This is a genomic window from Paracoccus denitrificans (assembly GCF_900100045.1).
GTDB classification, from domain to species: Bacteria; Pseudomonadota; Alphaproteobacteria; order Rhodobacterales; family Rhodobacteraceae; genus Paracoccus; species Paracoccus denitrificans.
Window position 1 is genome coordinate 70,453 of record NZ_FNEA01000010.1, and the last position, 20,371, is coordinate 90,823.

Here is a 20,371-nt window from a genome sequence, read left to right on the forward strand (position 1 = left end):
TCGGAACGAAAAAGGGCGCCGTCTCCGGCGCCCTTGCGGTGGCTTAGACCCCCACCTCGATGATAGCGCGGGCCAGGATCGGGATGGTGTTGTCGTTCAGCCCGGCGATGTTGATGCGCGAATCGCCCACCATGTAGATGCCGAACTCTTCCTTGATGCGCTTGACCTGTTCGGGCGTGGCGCCCAGGCGCGAGAACATGCCGCGATGCTCGGCCACGAAGCCGAAACGGTCCGAACCGCTGAGATCGCGCAACTCGCCCGCCAATTGCTCGCGCAGGCGCAGCATGCCGCTGCGCACCGCTTCCAGCTCGGCCATCCAGTCGGCGCGCAGTTCGGGCGTGGTCAGCACGGTCGAGACGATCTTGGCGCCGTGGAAGGGCGGGAAGGAATAGGTCTGGCGGTTCAGGAAGGCCATGGCGCCCTGCGCCAGCTCCCTGGTCGCCGCATCGGCGCAAAGCGCCAGCAGGCAGCCGGTGCGTTCGCGGTAGATGCCGAAGTTCTTGCTGCACGAGGCCGCGATCAGCACCTCGGGGATGCGCGAGGCGATCAGCCGGGTGCCGGCCGCGTCCTCTTCCAGCCCGTCGCCGAAGCCCTGATAGGCCAGGTCGATCAGCGGCAGCGCGCCGGTCTTTTCCAGGATCGAGGCGATCTCGGCCCATTGATCCAGCGTCAGGTTGGCGCCGGTCGGGTTGTGGCAGCAGCCGTGCAGCAGCACCATGTCGCCCTTTTTCGCGGCGGCGAGGTCGGCCTTCATGCCCTCGAAATCGACGCCGCGGGTCTCGGCATCGAAATAGCGATAGGTCTGCACCGGCAGGCCCATGAAATTCATGATCGAGACATGGTTCGGCCAGGTCGGATCGCTGACGAAGACCCGCAGGTCCGGGTTCGCCATGCGCGCCAGTTCCAGCGCCTGCCGGAGGGCGCCGGTGCCGCCGACCGTCGCCAGCGTCGCGGTGGTCTCGGATTTCAGTCCGTCGCCCAGGATCAGCTCGCCCATGGCCTTTTGGAACTCGGGCTCGCCCGAGAGGCCGGCATAGGTCTTGGTGGTCTCGGTTTCCAGCATGCGCTGCTCGGCGGCGTGGACGGCCCGCATGATCGGGGTGTGGCCGGTGGCATCCTTGTAGACCCCCACGCCCAGGTCGATCTTGCCCTGGCGGGGATCGGCCCTGAATTCGCCCATCAGGGCCAGGATCTTGTCGGGGGCCTGCGGTTTCAGATTGCCCAGCATCACGCGTCTCCGGTTGCGATTTTAAGGTCGGGGAAGCTGCCCCATTCGGCCCAGCTTCCGTCATAAAGCGAATGGTCCCGGTGCCCGATGCGTTCAAGCGCCAGGAACAGCACGGCCGCCGTCACCCCCGAGCCGCAGGTGGTGATGACGGGTTTCGACAGGTCCACGCCGGCGGCCTCGAATTCGGCGCGCAGCGCATCGGGTGATTTCAGCGTGCCGTCCTGGTCGTAGAGCCGGCCGAAGGGCAGGCTTTTCGAGCCGGGGATGTGGCCCGAGCGCAGGCCGGCCCGCGGTTCGGTCGCCTCGCCGCGGAAGCGTTCGGCCGAGCGCGCATCGACGATCTCATGGTCGCCCAGCTTGCTGGCCGCGGCGACCTGGGTCACGTCGCGCACCAGCGCCGCCTGGCGTTGCACGGTGATGTGGCGGTCGCGCAGGATCGGCGGCATGTCCTCGATCTCGCGGCCCTCGGCCAGCCATTTGCCGAAGCCGCCGTCCAGCACCGCCACGTCCTGCTTGCCCATCAGCTTGAAGGTCCACCAGACCCGCGCCGCCGAGCGCACGGGCGAATTGTCGTAGATCACGACCTGATGGCCGTCGCCGATGCCCATGGCGCGCATGCGGCTGATGAACATCTCGGGCTGGGGCGCCATATGCGGCAGTTCGCTGCGCTTGTCCGCGATCTCGTCGATGTCGAAGAAGCGGGCGCCGGGGATATGAGCGGCCATGTATTCGGCCCGCGCATCGCGGCCGGGCTCCAGGAACCAGGTGGCGTCGATGACGCGCAGGTCGGGATCGCTCAGATGGGCGGCGAGCCAGTCGGTCGAGACCAGCACTTTCGGATCGTCGGAATCGGTGGACATCGGCCTTCCTCCCGCGCGCGCAGAAACGACACCGATGTAACCGCAGCCGCGCGGGGCGGCAAGGCTTAACCCTGCTTCAGCAAACGCTGTTTCTGCCGGTTCCAGTCGCGCTTGGCGGCGGTTTCGCGCTTGTCGGCGACCTTCTTGCCCTTGGCGACGCCGATCTTCAGCTTCACCTTGCCGCGGTCGTTGAAATACATGACCAGCGGCACCAGCGTCATGCCCTCGCGCCCGATGGCCTGCCACAACCGCGCCAGTTCCTTGCGCGAGACCAGCAACTTGCGCCGCCGCCGCTCCTCATGGCCAAAGACGCCGGCCTGCTTGTAGGCGGCGATATAGGCGTTGATCAGCCACAGCTCGCCATTCTCGACCGAGGCATAGCTTTCGGCGATGTTGGACTGGCCGGTGCGCAGGCTTTTCACCTCGGACCCGGTCAGCACGATGCCGACCTCGAGATCGCTTTCGATGAAGTAATCGAAGCGCGCCCGGCGGTTCTCGGCGATGATCTTGTAGTTCGGGTCGGATTTCGTGGCCATGATCGGGCAGAGATAGGGCGGGCGCGCGGGGCTGTAAAGGCCGGAGCACGGATGGCGGCGGCATGATCGGCCCTGATCGACCGGCGCATCTTGCCAGTTCGATGCAAGCTGGCCCAGACTGCCCGGAAAGAAGGGCAGCGGAGGGACGGCGATGCGGCACGGTGGGCAGATTCTGGTCGATGCGCTGAAGACGAACGGGGTCGGGCGGGTGTTCTCGGTCCCCGGCGAAAGCTTTCTGGCGGTGCTGGACGGGCTTTACGCATCCGGCATCCGGAACGTCGTCTGCCGGCACGAGGGCGGCGCCGCGATGATGGCCGAGGCGCATGGCAAGCTGACAGGACGGCCCGGCGTGGGTTTCGTCACCCGCGGCCCCGGCGCCACCAATGCCAGCGCCGGGGTGCATGTGGCGCGGCAGGATGGCACGCCGATGATCCTGTTCGTCGGCCAGATCGCCCGCGCCGACCGTGACCGCGACGCCTTTCAGGAGGTCGATTACCGCGCCATGTTCGGCCCGCTGGCGAAATGGGTGGCCGAGATCGACCAGACCGAGCGCATACCGGAATATGTCTCCCGCGCCTTTCATCTTGCCATGTCGGGCCGACCCGGCCCCGTGGTGCTGGCGCTGCCCGAGGACATGATCTCGGCCCGGGCCGAGGTGCCGGACCTGCCGCCGCCCGCTGCGCCGCTGGCCGCTGTGGCCGCGGAATCGGTCGAGGCCGTCGCGCAGGCGCTGGCCGGGGCCGAACGTCCGCTGGTCGTGCCCGGCGGGACGCTGTGGTCGCAGGCGGCCGCCGACGACCTGGCGCGCTTTGCCGAAAGCTGGGGCCTGCCCGTCGCGGTGCCCTTCCGCCGCCAGGGGCATATCGACAATGCGCATCCGAACTATGTCGGCGACCTGGGCGTCGGCATGAACCCGGCGCTGGGGCAGGCGCTTTCGCAGGCGGATTGCGTGCTTTCGCTGGGCTCGCGGCTGGGCGACACGCTGACGCGCGGCTACGAGCTGATGGACCCGGTGCGCCCGCATGCCCGGGTGATCCATGTCCACCCCTCGCCCGACGAGCTGGGGCGTCTGTGGCGGCCCGATCCGGGGCTGGCGGCGGACCCGCGCGTGGTGGTTGCGGCGCTGGCCGCCTTGCCGGTGCCGCGGCGCTGGGACGGCTGGACCGCCGGGCTGCGCGCGGCATACGAGGCCTGGCAGCAGCCGCGCCCCACCCCCGGCGCCGTGCGGATGGAGGCGGTGGTGCGCTGGCTGTCCGACCATCTGCCGCCGGATGCGATCATCACCAACGGCGCCGGGAACTATGCGGCCTTCGTCCATCGCTATTACCGCTTTCGCCGCTGGGGCACGCAACTGGCGCCGACCTCGGGCTCGATGGGCTACGGCCTGCCCGCCGCCATCGCCGCCAAGCTGGAGCATCCCGGCCGCAGCGTGGTTTGCATGGCCGGCGACGGCTGCCTGCAAATGACGGTGAACGAGCTTTCCACCGCCGCCCAGCATGGTGCCGCCGTCATCGTCATCGTGGCGAATAACGGCCATTACGGCACCATCCGCATGCATCAGGAGCGCAGCTATCCCGGTCGTGTCTCGGGCACGGCGCTGGCCAATCCCGATTTCGTCGCGCTGGCCCGGGCCTATGGCGGCCATGGCGAGACGGTAACCCGGCAGGAGGACTTCGCAGATGCCTTCGCCCGGGCGCAGGCGGCGGGCAGGCTGGCGGTGCTGGAGTTGATGCTCGACCCCGAGGCGCTGAGCACGGGGGCCACCCTTGCCGAAACCCGCGCGGCGGGCGCGGCCGGGTTGCGCCGGGCCTAGACCTGACGATCTAGAGCCCGACGATTCGGACCAGCGCCGCGGCCAGCGTGGCGGCGGCGGGCACAGTCACCAGCCAGGCGCCCAGGATCATGCGCATGTAGGATCGGCGCACCAGATGGCGGCGGCGGCGTTCCTCGGCGGGCAGGGGGGCGTGGCTGGCCGCCAGCCGGCGGTCGCGCCATTCGCGATAGAAGCCGACGCCGAACACGCCGCCCACCGCGACATGCGTGGTCGAGACCGGCAGCCCGAGCAGCGAGGCCCACAGCACCGTCGCCGCCGTCGCCAGCGAGACGCAAAGCGCGCGCGAGGCGTTCAGCCGGGTGATGCGGCTGCCGACCATATGCACCAGCCGCCGCCCGAACAGCAGGATACCCAGCGCGATGCCAAGGCCGCCCAGAAGCAGCACCAGCCGGGCGCGCAGGTCGTCGTCGCCCCCCGCCGACAGACTGTCGAGGATGATGGTCAGGGGCGCCGCCACGTTCGAGACGTCGTTGGCGCCATGGGCAAAGCCCATGACCAGCGCCGCGGCAATCAGCGGCACCGCCAGCAACTGCTTCATCGCCAGACGCCCGCCACCCATGCCGCGCGTCTGGCGGTCGATGCGCCGCCGGGTATAAAGCCAGCCGAGCCCGCCGCAGACCAGCACCAGCACCGCATTCGCCGCCAGCCCCGAGCCGTGCCAGGCCAGTTCCGCCACCCCCGCCAGCATGGCCGAGGCCAGCCCGACGATCACCGGCATCCAGGTGCGGGCGGCGGCGATGCGATCCTCGCGATCCAGCACGAGCATGCGCAGCAGCACCATCAGCCCGGCCGCGATCAGGCCGGAGACCAGTGGCGAGGCGATCCAGCCAAAGGCGATCATCGCCATGGCCGGCCAGTTCACCGCGCCGGCGCCAAAGGTCGCCATCCCTGCGCCGGCGATGGCGCCGACCACGGAATGCGTGGTGCTGACCGGCGCGCCGAGCCATGTGGCAAGGCTGATCCAGCTGCCCGCCGCCAGCAGCGCGGCCAGCATCATCCGCGCCGTCGCCTCGCCCTCGCCCAGCGTGCTGCCGACCAGCCCCTCGGTCAGCGTGGCGGTTACCGCGCTGCCGGCGATGACCGCGCCCAGCACCTCCATCGCGGCCATCAGCAGCAGGCCGGCGGTCATGCCGATGGCGCCCGCGCCCACTGCCGGCCCCAGCGCGTTCGCCACGTCGTTGCCGCCGATCGACAGCGCCAGATAGGCCGCGACCGCGATGCTGGCCGCCAGGATGCCAAGGGCGGGCTGATCCGCCAGAAAGCCGGTGCCAACATAGCTGGCGGCGGCGATGAAGATCAGCGCCAGTCCCAGCCGCATGAGCGGGCGCGCAGAATGCAGCCCTGCGCGCTCGGCATTGGTGACGCGGCTCAGATCCTTGTCCAGCGTGCGGTATTCGCGGGGTTCGCGCCTCATTCGGGCGCCGGCCGGTGCTTGGCTGCGGGCAGGCGGCGCAGAAGCTGCTTCAGCCCGGTCTCGGCGACCATGCGGGCGGCGTCCTCGGGGGTGAACCAGCGGCGCTTGCGCTCATGCGCCTCGGGGAACTCCCGTTCCAGCCTGTCGACGTAAAGCGGAAAGACCCGCACCTCGACCGGGATGGCGAAGCCGCGATCCTGGTCCTTGTCATAGTGATAGCGGCCGATCTCGGTCTCGGTGACGCGGCCGACGACGCCGGCTTCCTCCCATGCTTCCTGCCGGGCGGCGTCGGCCAGGCTGCGGCCGGGCATGGGCCAGCCCTTGGGCACGATCCAGCGCCCGGTGCCGCGGCTGGTCACCAGCAGCACGTCGCCGGTCGTCTCGTTCAGGCACAGCGCGGCGACCTGCATGTCGGGCGGGCGGCGGCCGATCAGCCGCGCCAGCCTTTCGCGGAACTCGATGATCATGCCGGGTCCTCCGCATCGCGGATGCGGCCACGCGTCGCCTTGACCTCGCCGCGCTGGGTCTTGGCGGCCAGCCGGCGGCGCTGGCTGCCCAGCGTCGGACGGGTCGGGATGCGCTTGCGCGGCGCCACCAGCGCCTGGCGGATCAGTTCGGCCAGCCGTTCGCGCGCCAACTCGCGGTTGCGGGCCTGGCTGCGGGTTTCCTCGGCCCGGATCAGCACGGCGCCGTCCTGTGTCCAGCGCCGCCCGGCCAGCCGCTTCAGCCGCGCCTTGACCGGCGGGGCCAGATGCGGCGAACGCTCGGCCTCGAAGCGCAGCTCGACCGCCGTCTCGACCTTGTTCACGTTCTGCCCGCCCGGTCCCTGGGACCGGGTGAACTGTTCGGACAGTTCCCATTCCTCGATGGCGATCTGGTCGTTGATGCGCAGCATGGTGCGAATATGTCGCAAATCCCGGTTAAGAAAAGATCAAGCGAATCACGAAACGCGCAAATTGCGTCAGTGCAGCCGGATTGCCGCAGTCGCCGAGGCCCCATCCGCATCCACCACCGTCAATTCGGCAAAGCCCGGACCGGGATTGGGCAGGCTGGCCAGGGGCTGCGGCTGGGCGATGGCGGCGGGCGCGCCGTTCAGAAGAAAGGTCCATGGCCCGCGCCCGCCCCGCGCCTTGGCGGTCAGCGGTCCCCGTGCGTCGATCTCGGCGCCGTCGGGCGGATAGGTCAGGCGCAGCGCGTCCGGGCCGGCGGGGCGGGCCGCCATGGCGCTGGCCGTGCCCGCCGGGGCAAAGCGGCGCAAGGGCAGGGGCAGGGCGCTGTTGGGCAGCGTGAGCGTCTGCGGCGGAGGCGGCGGCAGCGCAACCGAGGGCAGCGCGTCGAACAGGTCGAACAGCACCGGCGCCGCCAGATCGCCGCCAAAGGCGCCGGGCACAGGCGTCCCGTCCGGCCGCCCCAGCCAGACCGCGCCCACCCGCGCGCCGTCGAACCCCACCGCCAGCGCGTCCCGATGCCCGTAGGAGGTGCCGGTCTTGTAGGCCAGCACGCGTTGCCGAACGCCCTGTGGGGCGGGGTTCTGGCCGAGGATATTGCCGACCTGCCAGGCGGCGACCGGGCCGAACATCGGCGCCGGCCGCTCCTCGCCCCCACCCGGCAGGGCCGACAGCGTGATGCCCCGCCCGCCGCGGGCCAGCGCCGCATAGCCCTCGGCCAGCCCCTCCAGCGTCACGCCCGCACCGCCCAGCACGACGGCCAGCCCCGGCACCTCGCCGGGCAGGCGCAGTTCCACCCCGCCCCGGCGCAGCGCCTGCGTGACGCGGTTCGGCCCCACGGCATCGGCCAGCTTCACCACCGGGATGTTCAGCGACCAGATCAGCGCGTTCTTCAGGCTGACGGTGCCGCGGAAATGATGGTCGAAGTTCTGCGGCTGCCAGCGGCCGAAGACGGTCGGCCGGTCCTCGATCAGCGTCTCGGGATGCGCCAGCCCGTCGTCGAAGGCCAGCCCGTAGACAAAGGGCTTCAACGTCGATCCGGGGCTGCGCCAGGCCCGCGCCATGTCGACGAAGCCGGCGGATGCGCCATCGGTCCAGTCCGCCGCGCCGACCTCGGCCAGGATCTCGCCGTTGCGGTGATCTGCCAGCACCACCGCCGCCGACAGCCGCCGCCCGGCGCCGCGCACGGCGCGCGAGGCCAGTTCCTCGGCCCGGCGCTGCAGGCGCGCATCGATGGTGGTCTCGATCCGCAAGGCGCCGGGATGCTCGCGCACCAGCCGCGCGGCCAGCAGCGGCGCCAGCGCCGGAAAGGCCCGGCGAACGCGCGGCACCGGCTCGGCCATCGCCGCCCGCGCATCGGCATCCGAAATCAGCCCGGCCCGCGCCGCCCGCGCCAGCACCCGGTCGCGCGCGGCCGTGGCCCTCTCGGGGAAACGATCCGGCCGCCGCGTCTCGGGCGATTGCGGCAGCGCAACCAGCAGCGCGGCCTGCGCCGGCGTCAGCCGCCGCGGCTCCTTGCCGAACCATTGCAGGCTGGCGGCGCGGATGCCCTCGACATTGGCGCCATAGGGGGCGAGGCGCAGGTAAAGCTCCATGATCTCGCGCTTGCCCAGCCGCCGCTCCAGCGCCAGGGCCAACCGCATCTGCCGCCCCTTGCCGGCCCATTGCCCGGTCGGCCCGTCCTCGATCAGCCGGGCGGCCTGCATGGTCAGGGTCGAGCCGCCCGAGACCACGCGGCCATGCCGCAGCGCCTGCACGCCCGCGCGCAGCAGCGCCCGTGCATCGATGCCGGAATGGCCCGGAAACCGCCGGTCCTCCCACAGCAGGAGCATGTCGAGAAACAGCGGATCGACCGGCCCCGCATCCAGCCGCCAGCGCCCGTCCGCGACCTGGAACGCCCGCAAGAGGGTGCCGTCCCGCGCGACGACCTCGGCCCCCACCGGCACCTCCAGCCGCGGCAGCGCCGTCGCATCGACCCAATCGTCGAACCGATCCCGCGCCCCGGCCCCGATGCCCAGGACCAGAACGGCAGCCATCAGCGACAGGGCGAAGCGGCGCGATCTCATGCCCGATCAATACGCCAGATGCGGCCGGGAAAGAACCTCACCTTCTTCGTTCCCCAAATACTCATGCGACCGCGCGATCCGCGCCTACTTCGCCTCGTCCTCGCCGAACAGCCCCTTCAACCCGCGGGCGATCAGGTTGCCGACCTTGGGCCGGGGCTGATGGATGAAGGGCAGGGGCCGGCAGACCTCCATCGCCGCGATGCCGACCCGGGCGGTCAGCGCGCCGTTCACAACACCCTCGCCGAAGCGCTTCGAGACCTTGGCCAGCAGCCCGCCCCCGGCGACGGTGTGGATCAGGTCGTCCCCGGCCGCGACCGCGCCGGTGGCGATCAGATGCGTCATCACCGTGCGCGCCAGCCGCCAGCCGCCCACGGCGCCGGCGCGGCCGCCATAGATCTCGGCCATGCGGCGGATCATCCGCAGGTTCGCCGCCAGGGCCGCGATCACATCGGCCAGCGCCAGCGGGATCAGTGCGGTGGCGGCGGCGACGGTGCGGGCGGCGGCCTCGATCTCGCGCCGGGCCTGCTGGTCCAGGGCCGCCAGCAACTCGGTCTCGGCCAGCGCGATCAGCGTCTGGGCATCATAGGCGTCGCCCTTGCGCTCGCGCAGCCGGGTCAGGCCCCATTCCAGCTCCGGCCGGGCGCGGTAAAGGCTCTCCATCCGCCCGACCACATGCTGCGCCGCCTTCAGGTCGCCCGATGCCAGCGCCGCCCCGGCATCGCGGTTGATGCCGTCGATGGCGGCAAAGCGCGACCAGGCGCGGTATTCGCGCCAGGCCATCCCCAGCGCCGCGATGCAGAACAGCACCATCAGCGCGATGCCGATCCAGCCGAGCAGCGGATAGCTGTTCAGCAGATCCGTCAGATATCGCAGCGCCGCCACCGACAAAAGGAAGGTGAACAGCGCCACGCCGGTATTGATGAAGAAGCGCGTCAGCCGCGACGGCCCGCGCCCGACCAGCCGCGCGACAAGCTGCATGGTGCGCGGTTGCGGCAGCGGCGGGGCCAGCCCGTCGTCGATCATCGGCGCATCGGCGGGCGAGGGCGCGGGTTCGCCCTCTCGCCACTCGGCCCGCGGCGCCTTGCGGTCGCGCTGGTCGGTGCGGGGCTCCGGCATGGGCTCGGAGCGCGGCGCCTGGGGTTCCGCGCCCATTTCCATCAGCACCGGCCCGCGCCGTTTCGGAGGTTCAGCCATGGCGCTCTCCTATAGCCTGTCGCCGATCAGGAACTCGGCCGCTCGGTCCAGGCGGATATGCGGCGGCCCGTCGCCCGGCCGCAGCGTGCCGGGCGCCGGGGCGAAATCCATGATCGCATAATCGCCATCCAGCCAGCGCGTCGCGCCCTGGCTTGCCGGGACCAGCAGCTCGGCCGGATTGGCCGGCAGCTCGCCCGGATAGAAGGCCGCCTGCCGCCCGTCCATCAGCGTGCCGCGCACGGCGGGCAGTTCCTCGCCATCCTGCCGGATCATCTCTTCGGTGGTGGTGCGCAGCGAGGCGATGGACATGGCCTCGGTCCGCGCGCCCGAGAAGTCGGCGCGGTCGCGGGCCTCGCGCAGCATGGCGGCGGTGATCGCGGTCAGGCGCGGATGCTGGATGTGGTGCAGATGGTCGGCCTTGGTCGCGGCGAACAGGATGCGCCCCACCCGGCGCGAACCCAGCAACTGCGCAAGCCAGCCGGCCCGGCCGGGGCGAAAGGCGGTCAGGATGTCGGCCATGGCGCGGCGCATGTCCTCGACCGCCGGCGGGCCGGCATGGATCGCGCCCAGCACGTCCATCAGCACCACCTGCCGGTCGATGCGGGCGAAATGGTCGCGAAAGAACGGCTTCACCACCCGCGCCTTGTAGGCTCCGAAGCGGCGCGCGAATTCGCGCCCCAAGGGCGTCGCCCGCATCTCGTGCGGCAGCGGCGTGAAGGTCAGCGCCGGCGAGCCGTCGAGTTCGCCCGGCATCAGGAAGCGGCCGGGGGTGCAGTCCGACCAGCCCGCCTCGCGCGCCATATGCAGGTGCCGGGTATAGGCCTCGGCCAGCGCCTGCGCGGCGGTTTCGTCAAAGCGCGCGGGATCGGTCGCGGCCAGCGCGATGCGGAAATCCTCGGCGCCGGGGCGGCCGGCCATGCGGTCCAGCACCTCTTGCGACCATTGGTCGAAATCCTTGTCCATCAGCCGCAGGTCCAGGAGCCATTCGCCCGGATAGTCCACGATGTCCAGGTGCAGCACCTGCTGGCCGCGCCAGCCGGCGATCAGCCCGCGCGGCTGGATGCGCAGCGACAGGCGCAGCTGGCTGACATGGCGCGTGCCCTCGGGCCAATGCGGGTCGGGGCCGGTCATCGCCGCCAGATGCCGTTCGTAGTCGAAGCGCGGCACGGTGTCGTCGGGCTGCGGCTGCAACCACGCCGCCTTCAGCGAGCCGTCAGCGGCGGCCCGCAGCGCCGCCATGCGCCCGCGATCCAGCAGATTCGCCACCAGCGAGGTGATGAACACGGTCTTGCCGGCCCGCGACAGCCCCGTCACCCCAAGCCGGATCACCGGGTCGGACATTCCCAGGCCCTGCATCAGATCGTCGGCGATACCCATTCCGTCCCTCGCTTTGGCCGGGTCAAGATAGGCAGGCCGGCGGCGGATGTGTAGAGGCAGCCCTTTTCGCCCCGACGACGCTTTGCCATAAGGCGGGAATGCAGCTGCCCATCGACGCCGTATTGCCCGAACTGACCGCCGCGCTGGCCGCGCATGGCCGCGCCGTGCTGATGGCGCCGCCGGGGGCGGGCAAGACGACCCGCGTGCCCTTGGCGCTGCTGCCCGCGGTCCCCGGCCGCATCCTCATGCTGGAGCCGCGCCGCCTTGCCGCCCGCGCCGCGGCCGAGCGCATGGCCGAGACGCTGGGCGAGCCCCTGGGCCGGACCGTCGGCTATCGCATCCGCGGCGAGGCGGTGGCGGGCACCCGCATCGAGGTGGTGACCGAGGGCATCCTGACCCGCATGATCCAGTCCGACCCCGAGCTTTCGGGCATCGGCTGCGTGATCTTCGACGAATTCCACGAGCGCAGCCTGAATGCCGACCTGGGCCTGGCCCTGACATGGGAAGCGCGCTCGGCGCTGCGCCCCGACCTGGCGCTGCTGGTGATGTCGGCGACGCTGGATGCCGAGCCGGTCGCGGCGCTGATGGACGGCGCCCCGGTGATCCGCTCGGAAGGCCGCGCCTTTCCGGTCGAGACGCGCTGGCTGGACCGGCCCCTGCCCGCGGGCGCCCGGCTGGTCCCCGAGGCGGCGCGGCTGATCGCCGATGCCGAGGCGGCGACGCGCGGGACGGGCGGCACCATCCTGGCCTTCCTGCCGGGCGAGGGCGAGATCCGCCGCGTCCTGGCCATGCTGGACCTGGATGCCGAGGTGCTGCCGCTTTACGGCGCCATGGATTTCAAGGCGCAGCGCGCGGCCCTGCAACCCCCGGGCGGGCGACGGCGGATCGTGCTTGCGACCTCGATCGCCGAGACCTCGCTGACCATTCCCGAGGTGCGGGTGGTGGTCGATGCCGGCCGTGCGCGGCGGGCGCGCTTCGATCCCGGCTCGGGCATGTCGCGGCTGGTGACCGAACGCGTCAGCCGCGCCGAGGCCGAGCAGCGCCGGGGCCGCGCGGGCCGCGTCGCGCCGGGCATCTGCTATCGCATGTGGGCGCGGGCCGAAGAAGGCGCGCTGCCGGCCTTCGCCCCGCCCGAGATCGCGGTGGCCGACCTTGCCGGGCTGGCGCTGGAACTGGCGATCTGGGGTTCGGACGGGCGCGACCTTGCCTTCCTGACCCCGCCGCCCGAGGCCGCGCTGGCCGAGGCGCGGGCGCTTTTGCGCGACCTGGGCGCGCTGGATGCGGAGAACCGCATCACCCCGCATGGCCGGCGGCTGGCGCCGCTGCCGCTGCATCCGCGGCTGGCGCATATGCTGGTCACGGCGGGGCGCGACGCCGCCGATCTGGCGGCGCTGATGGCCGAGCGCGACCCGCTGACCGGCGCCCCCGCCGACCTGGCCCTACGGCTGGCGGCGATCCGCGACCTGCGGGCCTATCAGGACCGCTACCCCTGGCCGGTCAATCCCGGCGTCCTGCACCGCATCCGCGACGAGGCAAAACGCCTGCGCCGCATGGCGGACGAGGGCGTCGGCCTGTCGCCTGGCGCCATGGCGGCGCTGGCCTATCCCGACCGCATCGGGCTGCGCCGCAAGGGCGACCAGCCGCGCCACGTTCTGTCGGGTGGCAAGGGCGCGGTGCTGCCCGAAGGCGACGCCTTGGCCGCGCAGCGGCTGATCGTCGCGACCGATCTTGACGGCGATGCGCGAGAGGCCCGCATCCGCATGGCGGTGGCCGTCGATGAGGACGAGATCCGCGCCCTGTTCCCCGACCGTATCGAGACCGTCGAGGTGGTGGAATGGTCCCGCCGCGACAACCGCATCCTTGCCCGCCGGCAGGAACGCCTTGGCGCGCTGGCGCTGGCCGACCGGGCGCTGAACGATCCCGACCCGCGGGCGCTAGCCCGCGCCGCCTTCGAAGGGCTGCGGGCCAACGGGCTGACCTGGACCCCCGGCGCCGCGCGGTTGCGGGCGCGGATGGCGCTGATCCCGGAATTGGGTCCGGTCGATGACGCGAGCCTGCTTGCCGACGCGAACTGGCTGCTGCCTTACCTGGGCAAGGTGCGGACCTTGGCCGACCTGCGTGCGCTGGATCTGACCGAGGCGCTGAAGGCGCGCATCGGCTGGGACGGCCAGCGCCGGCTGGACCAGGCGACGCCAGCGCATTTCGTCACGCCCCTGGGCCGCAAGGTGCCTATCGACTACGACCACGAGACGCCTTCGGTCGAACTGAAGCTGCAAGAGCTTTTCGGCCTGGCGCGGCATCCGGTTGTCGGCGGCCGGCCGCTGCGCATCACCATGCTGTCGCCCGGCGGCAAGCCCATCGCGGTGACGACCGACCTGCCGGGCTTCTGGGCGGGCGGCTATGGCGAGGTCCGCAAGGACATGCGCGGCCGCTATCCGCGCCATCCCTGGCCGGAAAACCCGCTGGAGGCCGACCCGACCACAAGGGCCAAGCCGCGCGGAACCTGACCCTTTCACCGTTTCCAAATACTCATGCGGCCGCACGGCCTAGGCGGTCCGCAAGCCTTTCAGCCGGAAGGCCAGCACGATCATCACCACGCCGATCAGCAGGGCGAACAGCCCGATGAGCCAGGCGATGCTGAGCAGACCGGCCGCCGGCACCAGAGCCAGCAGCACGCCCCAGGCCACCAGCAACAGCCCGCTGAGCCCAAGCGCCCATTCGCCCTCGATCTCGTGCCGCAGCCGGATCGCGGCGATGATGCGAAAGACGCCCGCGACCACGCCCCAGGCGGCCATCCAGATGATGAAGGCCAGCGCCGTCGCCTCGGGCCAGAACAGCGCCATCAGGCCGATGAGGATCGACAGCGCGCCATCCAAAGCCCAGGCCCACCAGCGGTCGTCCGAGGATTTGCGCCGGAAGGCCACGACGGTCGACATTACCCCGTCGAAGATCGCATAGACGCCAAAGACCAGCAGCAGGGCATAGACGGTCAGCCCCGGCCAGATCAGCGCCATCAGGCCGAACAGGATCGCCGCGATGCCGCGGAGCAGCGGCACCCACCAATGATCGGCCATCACACGGATCAGGTTTTCCATGATAGTCGTTTCCCTTTTCAGGCCCATTTCAGGATCGCCGGATCGAAAAGCCTTCGGATCCGGTCTGGCAGGGAAAGGTTAACATGGGGTTGAGCGGAACGGCCTGCGCGCCTGCCCTCGACCGAAACTTGTGGCGAATTTGCTACAATGCCGTCAATCGAGCCGATCGGGCAGGGCCATGCCGCGCAGGATCTCGGCCGCCGGCATCGGGCGCTTGCCCTCGCGCTGGGCCTCCAGCACCTCGACGGCACCCTCGCCGCAGGCGATGGTAAAGCCCGACAGCACCCGGCCCGGCGCACCCGAACCGGCGGCGAGGCGCGAGCGCAGCAGTTTCACCCGCTCGCCCCCGATCAGGCACCAGGCGCCGGGAAAGGGCGAGAGGCCGCGGATCTGCCGGTCCACCTGCGCCGCCGGTCGGCCCCAGTCGATCCGCGCCTCGGCCTTGTCGATCTTTTGCGCATAGGTCACGCCCTCGGCCGGTTGCGGTTCGGCGGGCAGGGGCAGGCGGTGCAACGTCTCGACGATCAGCGCCGCGCCCATCTCGGCCAGCCGGTCGTGCAGGTCGGCGGTGGTGTCCTCGGCGCCGATGGTGGTGCGCGCCTCGGCCAGGACCGGGCCGGTATCCAGCCCCGCCTCCATCTGCATGATGGCGACGCCGGTTTCCGCATCGCCGGCCATGATCGCCCGATGGATCGGCGCCGCGCCGCGCCAGCGCGGCAAAAGCGAGGCGTGGATGTTCAGGCAGCCCAGCCACGGCGCCTCCAGCACCGGCTGCGGCAGGATCAGGCCGTAAGCCACCACCACTGCCACATCGGCTTGCAGCGCGGCGAAATCCCCTTGGTCCTGCGGCGATTTCAGCCGCTCGGGCGTGCGGACGGGCAGGCCCAGTTCCTCGGCGGCGCGATGGACGGGCGAGGGGCGGGGCTTCTGCCCGCGCCCTGCCGCGCGCGGCGGCTGGGAATAGACCGCGACGACCTGATGGCGCGCGGCGATGGCCCGCAGCGCGGGAACCGAGAAATCGGGTGTGCCCATGAAGATGACGCGCATCGCTGCCCTCCGTTGTCCTTGCGGCCTCATATCCCGGCCGCGGGCGCGGCAAAACCCTGCATGAAGGCGCGGATGTCGCGGGTGGCCCGCGCCCGCGCCTTTGCGTCGAATTCCAGCGGCGAGAGCGACGAGCGCTCGCGCTGGTCGAAGCCGTGGTTGATGCCGGGATAGGTGGTGACGGTCAGGCGGGCGCCCTGCGCAATCAGATCCTCGCCCATCTGGCGGCAATCGGCGGAATCGGTGATCGAATCCAGCTCGGCCAGCAGCATCAGCCCCTGCACATGGCCGGGCCACGGTCCCTTGGCCGCGCCGTTCAAGAGGCCGCAATAGGGATAGAGCAGCACGACCGGACCAAGCGGCGCGGCCAGGCTGTCGGGCGGGGCGGGCCATGCGGTCAGGCCCGGCGGCGGCTCGTCCTCGCCGAGTTGGCGCAGAAGTTCCATCACCGTCCAGCCGCCATGCGAGGCGCCGAGCAGAGCCACGTCCGAGGCGTCGATGCCCGGCATCCCGCGCAGCGCGGCCAGCGCCACGGCCAGGTCGCCGGCACGCTCGGCCCCCGGCAGCACCTGGCCGGCGCAGAGCGCGCGCCAGGCCTGCGCCTTGTCCAGCAGCCGGGGCGCATGGCTGTCGAGGATCAGCGCCGCCCGGCCCATGGCCACGAATTGCCGGGCCCAATAGTCCATGTTGTCATGCACCCCGTCGCAGCCCGACAGCAGCACCGCGGCGGGGTGCGGGCCGGGGCCGTCGGGCCGCAGGAGGCGCCAATGCGGCTCCAGCCGGGCCAGCCGTTCGGCCGGGGTGTCGGTCGCGGGCTGCCAGCCGGCGTAGTTGCGCGCCGTGTTCAGCCCCAGCGCCAGGGCCACCAGCCCCAGCATCGCCAGCAAAAGGATCAGCCGTTTGCGCATCCGAGCTTTCCGTCCTGGCCGCAGATCGCCTTGAGCCGTTCGGTGTCGGCCGCCGTCCAGCCTTCGGGCGCGGTGACCGCGACCCAGCCGTCGATATAGTCGCGGGCGTGATAGGTGTGGCCGAAGCCCGGCGGAGCCGAGGTCGAGACCAGCATGTCCACCGCCAGTTGCAGCTGCGTCACCACCGGGGTGAAGCGCAGCCGGGGCGAGACATCGGGCGCCGGCGCCTCGCGCATCCATTCCGGTGCCCGCCACAGCGAGGCCGGGTCGTAGAACACGATGGGATCGCTGCCATATTGCAGGAACAGGATGCGCAGCCGCCCCCATTCCCGGCCCGAGCGGTCGGGCGGCGCGTATTGGCTGGCATAGCGGATCACCTCGTCCTCATCCAGCTCGGGCAGGACGAAGCGGCTGCCGGGCTGGCGCGCGTCATTGGCCTGCCGCCACAGCGTCGAGGGGAAGGGCGGTCCGACCCAGAAGGCGCCGGCGACCGGCTCGTTCATCATCTGGAACGGGTTGAAGGCATACATCGACGACCAGGCGCCCAGCGATATGCCGTGCAGATAAAGCCGGGGCCGCCGATCCGGGGGCAGGTGGCGCCAATGGTCATAGACCGCGCGCATCAGCGCCGTGGTCTGGTCCAGGCCGGCTTCGGTCTCGAAGATCAGGGCCAGCGGGCTTTGCAGATAGGAATATTGCACCGCGACCGTCGCCACGTCGCCGCCATGCATGTATTCCAGCGCATCGTAGCTGGCCGGGTCCATCCAGCCGGTGCCGGTCGGGCTTGCCAGCACCAGCACCTTGCGGTCGAAGGCGCCCACACGCAGCATCTCGTCCAGCGCCACCTTGGCGCGGGTGTCGGGATCCTTGTCCTGCGCCAGGCCGACATAGATGCGCAGCGGCTCCCTGGCGGGTCGGCCGGTGAAGCCCGAGATGGCGCGGGCGCGCGGCCCGCCCAGCACGAAGTCGCGCCCCGGCTTGCCCATCAGCTCCCAGTCGATGCCCGACGCGACCGAGCCCGATTGCCACGGCTCGCCGGGCGGGGCGACATTCGGGTCGGTCAGGTGCTGGGCCGCGGCATAGGAGCTGTCGGCGATGCGCATCGCCCAGTTCACCACCCCGTCGCGGGTCAGCGTGATCACGATCAGCGCCGCCAGAAGCAGGCCCAGCACATTGGCGCTGCGCACCGGGATATAGCGCGCCAGCCGCAGCCGCAGCAGGTCGAACAGCGCCTGGATCGCCTTGCCGATCACGAACAGCACCAGGAACACCGCCAGCGCCAGGGCCAGCATCTTGGCGGTGTTGTTGACCTCCAGGTCCGGCATGCCCATGCGGGCGCGGATGCTGTTCTGCCAGGTGCCCGACAGGATCACCCCGCGACCCAGCAGCACCAGCACAGGAACGGCCAGAACGGCATGGGCGATGCGCGCGGGCCGGCCCTTCATCACCGGCAGCTCCAGCGCGCGCCACAGCGCCAGCAGGAACTGGGTCATCACATAGCCCGCCGCCATCGAGACCCCGGCCAGCACGCCCTGCATCAGCCAGTCGCGCGGGATCAGCGAGGGGGTGAGCGAGGCCGCAAGGAACAACAGGCCGGCAAGAAGGGGCAGCACGGAAAACATCTGTGGCCTATCGTCCGAGGCTATGCCCGCGCGAGCGGCGGGCGGGTTTCAGCGAGAACGGGGCATCGGCTGCGGGATGCGGAAGGCCATGGGCCACCCGCAAGGCCCGCTTCCACCCCGTTCGCGGCCGAGGTTAAGGGGCCGCCGCGGCAAAGAAAAGGCTTCGGATCAGGCCGATCGCCACGGTCAGCGATACGTGGAGCCCATCCGCCGCGGGCATGGGGGTATCCGCCCCCGGCATACCGACCGATCCGGCCCTTGGGCGGGCCGTTCGCGCGGTCCGCATCCCGCGAGCGAGGCCGGTTCAGCGCCGCGCGAACTTGGCCGATTTCGCCACCAGCATCTTGCGGCGCAGGGGCGAGAGGTAATCGACATAGAGCCGGCCGTTCAGATGGTCGATCTGATGCTGCACCGAGGTCGCCCAGAGGCCGACGAAATCCCGTTCCTCGATCTCGCCATCGGCGTTCAGGAAGCGCACGGTGACGGCGCGCGGCCGCTCGATCCGGGCCGAGACGCCGGGCAGGTTCGGGCTCGCCTCCTCATGGGCGCGCAATTGCACGCTGGCATGCAGCACCTCGGGATTGGCCATGCGCACCGCCTGGCCGCGCTTTTCCGAGGCGTCCACCACCGCCAGCCGCTGCATGATGCCGATCTGCGGAGCGGCCAGGCCGACGCCCGGCATCGCCTCCATCGTGTCGATCATGTCGTCCCAGATCATCCGCACGGTCTCGGTGATCGCGGGGACCGGCTCGGCCGGCAGGTGCAGCCGGCGGTCGGCATAGGGCAGGAAGGGGCGGACGGTCATCGGGCGGCCTTGTCAGGAATGCCCGCCCGGCTATCACGGTGGCGAATGAAGGTAAATCCGGCCCGGGCTTTCCGCCCGCCTGCCATCGCGCCGCATATGGATCGCGGGGCCTTGGCCTGGCCCGGGATTGCAAGGATCATCCCTTCGCTGCGCGCGGACAGGGGCCAGCAGCCTTCCCAGCCCAAGACCGGCAAGAAAGCACAGGATTGCAGACAGGACGGACAAGCGACAACTCCTCGCAGGGGCATTTGCCCCGGCTTAGCGCGAAAAGTCTAAGGCAGGCTTAACGCGCGTCGGAATCTTCCGGGCCCTTCGGTGCGTCGAGGATCAGCCGGCCGTCGAGATGATCCGTTTCGTGCTGGGCGATGCGGGCCTCGATCCCGGTCAGGGTCAGGAGTTGCAGCGTGCCGGTCAGATCGAAGCAGCGCATCGAAATGGTGACCGGCCGCGTCACCGAAACCGGCCGGCCGGGGATCGAAAGGCAGGCTTCCTCCATGGTCCCGACCTCGCCGCCCAAGGGTGCGATCTGGGGGTCCATGACCACGCGGGGCAGGGGGGTGCCTTCCTTCCAGCCGTGGTCCATGACGAAGATGCGCCAGCCCTCGCCGATCTGCGGCGCGGCAAGGCCGCGGCCGCCTGCGTCATACATTGTCGCCAGCAGATCGGCGGCAAGCCGGGCGATCTCGTCCCAGCCCAGCCGTCCGACCGGCTCGCAGATGACGCGCAGCGCCGGGTCGGGATGGATCAGGATCGGGCGGACGCGCCCCTGCGCGGCAAGCCCGGCGGGGTCCGGCCCCTTGGGCGCCTGCGCGGCGTCCTCGCCCGACAGGGGCTCAGGCACGGCCGCGCTCGCGCTTCAGCTTGACCATCTTGCGGGTGATCATCTGCCGCTTGATCGGGCCGAGATGGTCGATGAACAGCCTGCCGTCGAGATGGTCGATCTCGTGCTGGGCGCAGGTGGCCCAGAGCCCCTCGAATTCGCGCTCATGCGTCTTGCCGTCAAGGCCCAGCCAGCGCACCCTGACCTCGGCGGGGCGCGTCACGTCGGCATATTGCTCGGGGATCGACAGGCAGCCTTCCTCATAGGTGTTCAGCGCTTCCGAGGTCCATGTCACCTCGGGGTTGACCATGACGATCGGATTGCGCGGCGCCTCGGGGTCCTTTTCGCAGTCCATGACATAAAGCCGCGACAGCACGCCCACCTGCGGCGCGGCCAGGCCCACGCCCGGCGCGTCATACATGGTGGCCAGCATGTCGGCGGCCAGCGTCTCGATCTCGGGGGTGATGCGGGCCACGGGCTCGCAAATCTTCTTCAGCCGCGGATCGGGGTGGAGGATGATGCTGCGCAATGTCATGACCGTGATCTAGGGCAAGCCTTGGCCTTGCGCAACAAGCCGCTATGCTGCCTGCGAACAGAAAGCGCCCGAACGGAAAACGAGGG

18 protein-coding genes are annotated in these 20,371 nt (G+C 70.7%); 2 read left to right on the top strand and 16 right to left on the bottom strand.

Features of this window, described 5'->3' with window-relative positions; translation table 11 throughout:
• Nucleotides 1-43: 43 nt before the first annotated feature.
• From BLT64_RS10485 to smpB, 3 genes are all read right to left on the bottom strand, one after another.
• On the bottom strand, nt 44-1,228 hold the full coding sequence (locus BLT64_RS10485) for an amino acid aminotransferase (protein WP_011746975.1): 1,185 nt from the start codon (nt 1,226-1,228) through the stop codon (nt 44-46).
• Nucleotides 1,228-2,088 carry a 3-mercaptopyruvate sulfurtransferase gene (sseA, locus tag BLT64_RS10490; protein WP_011746976.1) on the bottom strand — a complete coding sequence of 287 codons (861 nt, stop codon included), beginning with the start codon at nt 2,086-2,088 and terminating at the stop codon, nt 1,228-1,230. The genes BLT64_RS10485 and sseA overlap by 1 nt, the downstream gene beginning before the upstream one ends.
• 65 nt (nt 2,089-2,153) lie before the next feature.
• A complete protein-coding gene (smpB, locus tag BLT64_RS10495) occupies nt 2,154-2,624 on the bottom strand; it encodes an SsrA-binding protein SmpB (protein ID WP_011746977.1) in 471 nt (156 codons plus the stop codon).
• 151 nt (nt 2,625-2,775) lie between these two features.
• On the opposite strand from smpB, the gene BLT64_RS10500 reads away from it, so the two are divergent.
• Nucleotides 2,776-4,437 (top strand): thiamine pyrophosphate-binding protein, encoded by a 1,662-nt coding sequence (locus tag BLT64_RS10500; protein ID WP_011746978.1) that lies wholly within the window; start codon nt 2,776-2,778, stop codon nt 4,435-4,437.
• A gap of 10 nt (nt 4,438-4,447) precedes the next feature.
• Here BLT64_RS10500 and BLT64_RS10505 read toward each other — a convergent pair whose 3' ends face one another.
• The 6 genes from BLT64_RS10505 to BLT64_RS10530 all read right to left on the bottom strand — a co-directional run bounded on the left by BLT64_RS10505 (nt 4,448) and on the right by BLT64_RS10530 (nt 11,456).
• Nucleotides 4,448-5,872: an inorganic phosphate transporter gene (locus BLT64_RS10505; RefSeq protein WP_011746979.1), complete on the bottom strand. Its 1,425-nt coding sequence runs from the start codon at nt 5,870-5,872 to the stop codon at nt 4,448-4,450.
• Entirely contained in the window at nt 5,869-6,339 is a 471-nt protein-coding gene (locus BLT64_RS10510) for an NUDIX hydrolase (RefSeq protein ID WP_011746980.1), read from the bottom strand. Before BLT64_RS10510 ends, BLT64_RS10505 begins: the two co-directional genes overlap by 4 nt.
• Nucleotides 6,336-6,767: an alternative ribosome rescue aminoacyl-tRNA hydrolase ArfB gene (gene arfB / locus BLT64_RS10515; protein WP_011746981.1), complete on the bottom strand. Its 432-nt coding sequence runs from the start codon at nt 6,765-6,767 to the stop codon at nt 6,336-6,338. The genes BLT64_RS10510 and arfB overlap by 4 nt, the downstream gene beginning before the upstream one ends.
• Before the next feature lie 66 nt (nt 6,768-6,833).
• Nucleotides 6,834-8,885, bottom strand: a complete 2,052-nt coding sequence (gene pbpC / locus BLT64_RS10520; RefSeq protein WP_011746982.1) for a penicillin-binding protein 1C — start codon at nt 8,883-8,885, stop codon at nt 6,834-6,836.
• 84 nt (nt 8,886-8,969) lie between these two features.
• Nucleotides 8,970-10,079, bottom strand: a complete 1,110-nt coding sequence (locus BLT64_RS10525; RefSeq protein WP_011746983.1) for a YcjF family protein — start codon at nt 10,077-10,079, stop codon at nt 8,970-8,972.
• 9 nt (nt 10,080-10,088) lie between these two features.
• Nucleotides 10,089-11,456 carry a YcjX family GTP-binding protein gene (locus BLT64_RS10530; protein ID WP_011746984.1) on the bottom strand — a complete coding sequence of 456 codons (1,368 nt, stop codon included), beginning with the start codon at nt 11,454-11,456 and terminating at the stop codon, nt 10,089-10,091.
• A 98-nt stretch (nt 11,457-11,554) separates the two neighbouring features.
• Here BLT64_RS10530 and hrpB point away from each other — a divergent pair, with 98 nt between their 5' ends.
• Nucleotides 11,555-13,963, top strand: a complete 2,409-nt coding sequence (gene hrpB, locus BLT64_RS10535) for an ATP-dependent helicase HrpB (protein WP_011746985.1) — start codon at nt 11,555-11,557, stop codon at nt 13,961-13,963.
• A 39-nt stretch (nt 13,964-14,002) separates the two neighbouring features.
• Here the strand turns inward: hrpB and BLT64_RS10540 are convergent, their stop codons facing one another.
• The 7 genes from BLT64_RS10540 to def (BLT64_RS10570) all read right to left on the bottom strand — a co-directional run bounded on the left by BLT64_RS10540 (nt 14,003) and on the right by def (BLT64_RS10570) (nt 20,285).
• Nucleotides 14,003-14,551, bottom strand: a complete 549-nt coding sequence (locus tag BLT64_RS10540; protein WP_011746986.1) for an HdeD family acid-resistance protein — start codon at nt 14,549-14,551, stop codon at nt 14,003-14,005.
• Between the two features lie 153 nt (nt 14,552-14,704).
• Nucleotides 14,705-15,598: a methionyl-tRNA formyltransferase gene (fmt, locus tag BLT64_RS10545; protein ID WP_011746987.1), complete on the bottom strand. Its 894-nt coding sequence runs from the start codon at nt 15,596-15,598 to the stop codon at nt 14,705-14,707.
• A gap of 26 nt (nt 15,599-15,624) precedes the next feature.
• On the bottom strand, nt 15,625-16,503 hold the full coding sequence (locus tag BLT64_RS10550; protein ID WP_011746988.1) for a dienelactone hydrolase family protein: 879 nt from the start codon (nt 16,501-16,503) through the stop codon (nt 15,625-15,627).
• Nucleotides 16,488-18,125, bottom strand: a complete 1,638-nt coding sequence (locus BLT64_RS10555; RefSeq protein ID WP_011746989.1) for an alpha/beta hydrolase — start codon at nt 18,123-18,125, stop codon at nt 16,488-16,490. The genes BLT64_RS10550 and BLT64_RS10555 overlap by 16 nt, the downstream gene beginning before the upstream one ends.
• A 304-nt stretch (nt 18,126-18,429) precedes the next feature.
• On the bottom strand, nt 18,430-18,930 hold the full coding sequence (def, locus tag BLT64_RS10560; RefSeq protein ID WP_011746990.1) for a peptide deformylase: 501 nt from the start codon (nt 18,928-18,930) through the stop codon (nt 18,430-18,432).
• A gap of 283 nt (nt 18,931-19,213) precedes the next feature.
• Entirely contained in the window at nt 19,214-19,771 is a 558-nt protein-coding gene (locus tag BLT64_RS10565; protein WP_011746991.1) for a peptide deformylase, read from the bottom strand.
• The gene (gene def, locus BLT64_RS10570) at nt 19,764-20,285 is read right to left on the bottom strand and encodes a peptide deformylase (RefSeq protein ID WP_011746992.1); all 522 of its coding nucleotides are present in this window, start codon (nt 20,283-20,285) and stop codon (nt 19,764-19,766) included. The genes BLT64_RS10565 and def (BLT64_RS10570) overlap by 8 nt, the downstream gene beginning before the upstream one ends.
• Nucleotides 20,286-20,371 lie beyond the last annotated feature (86 nt).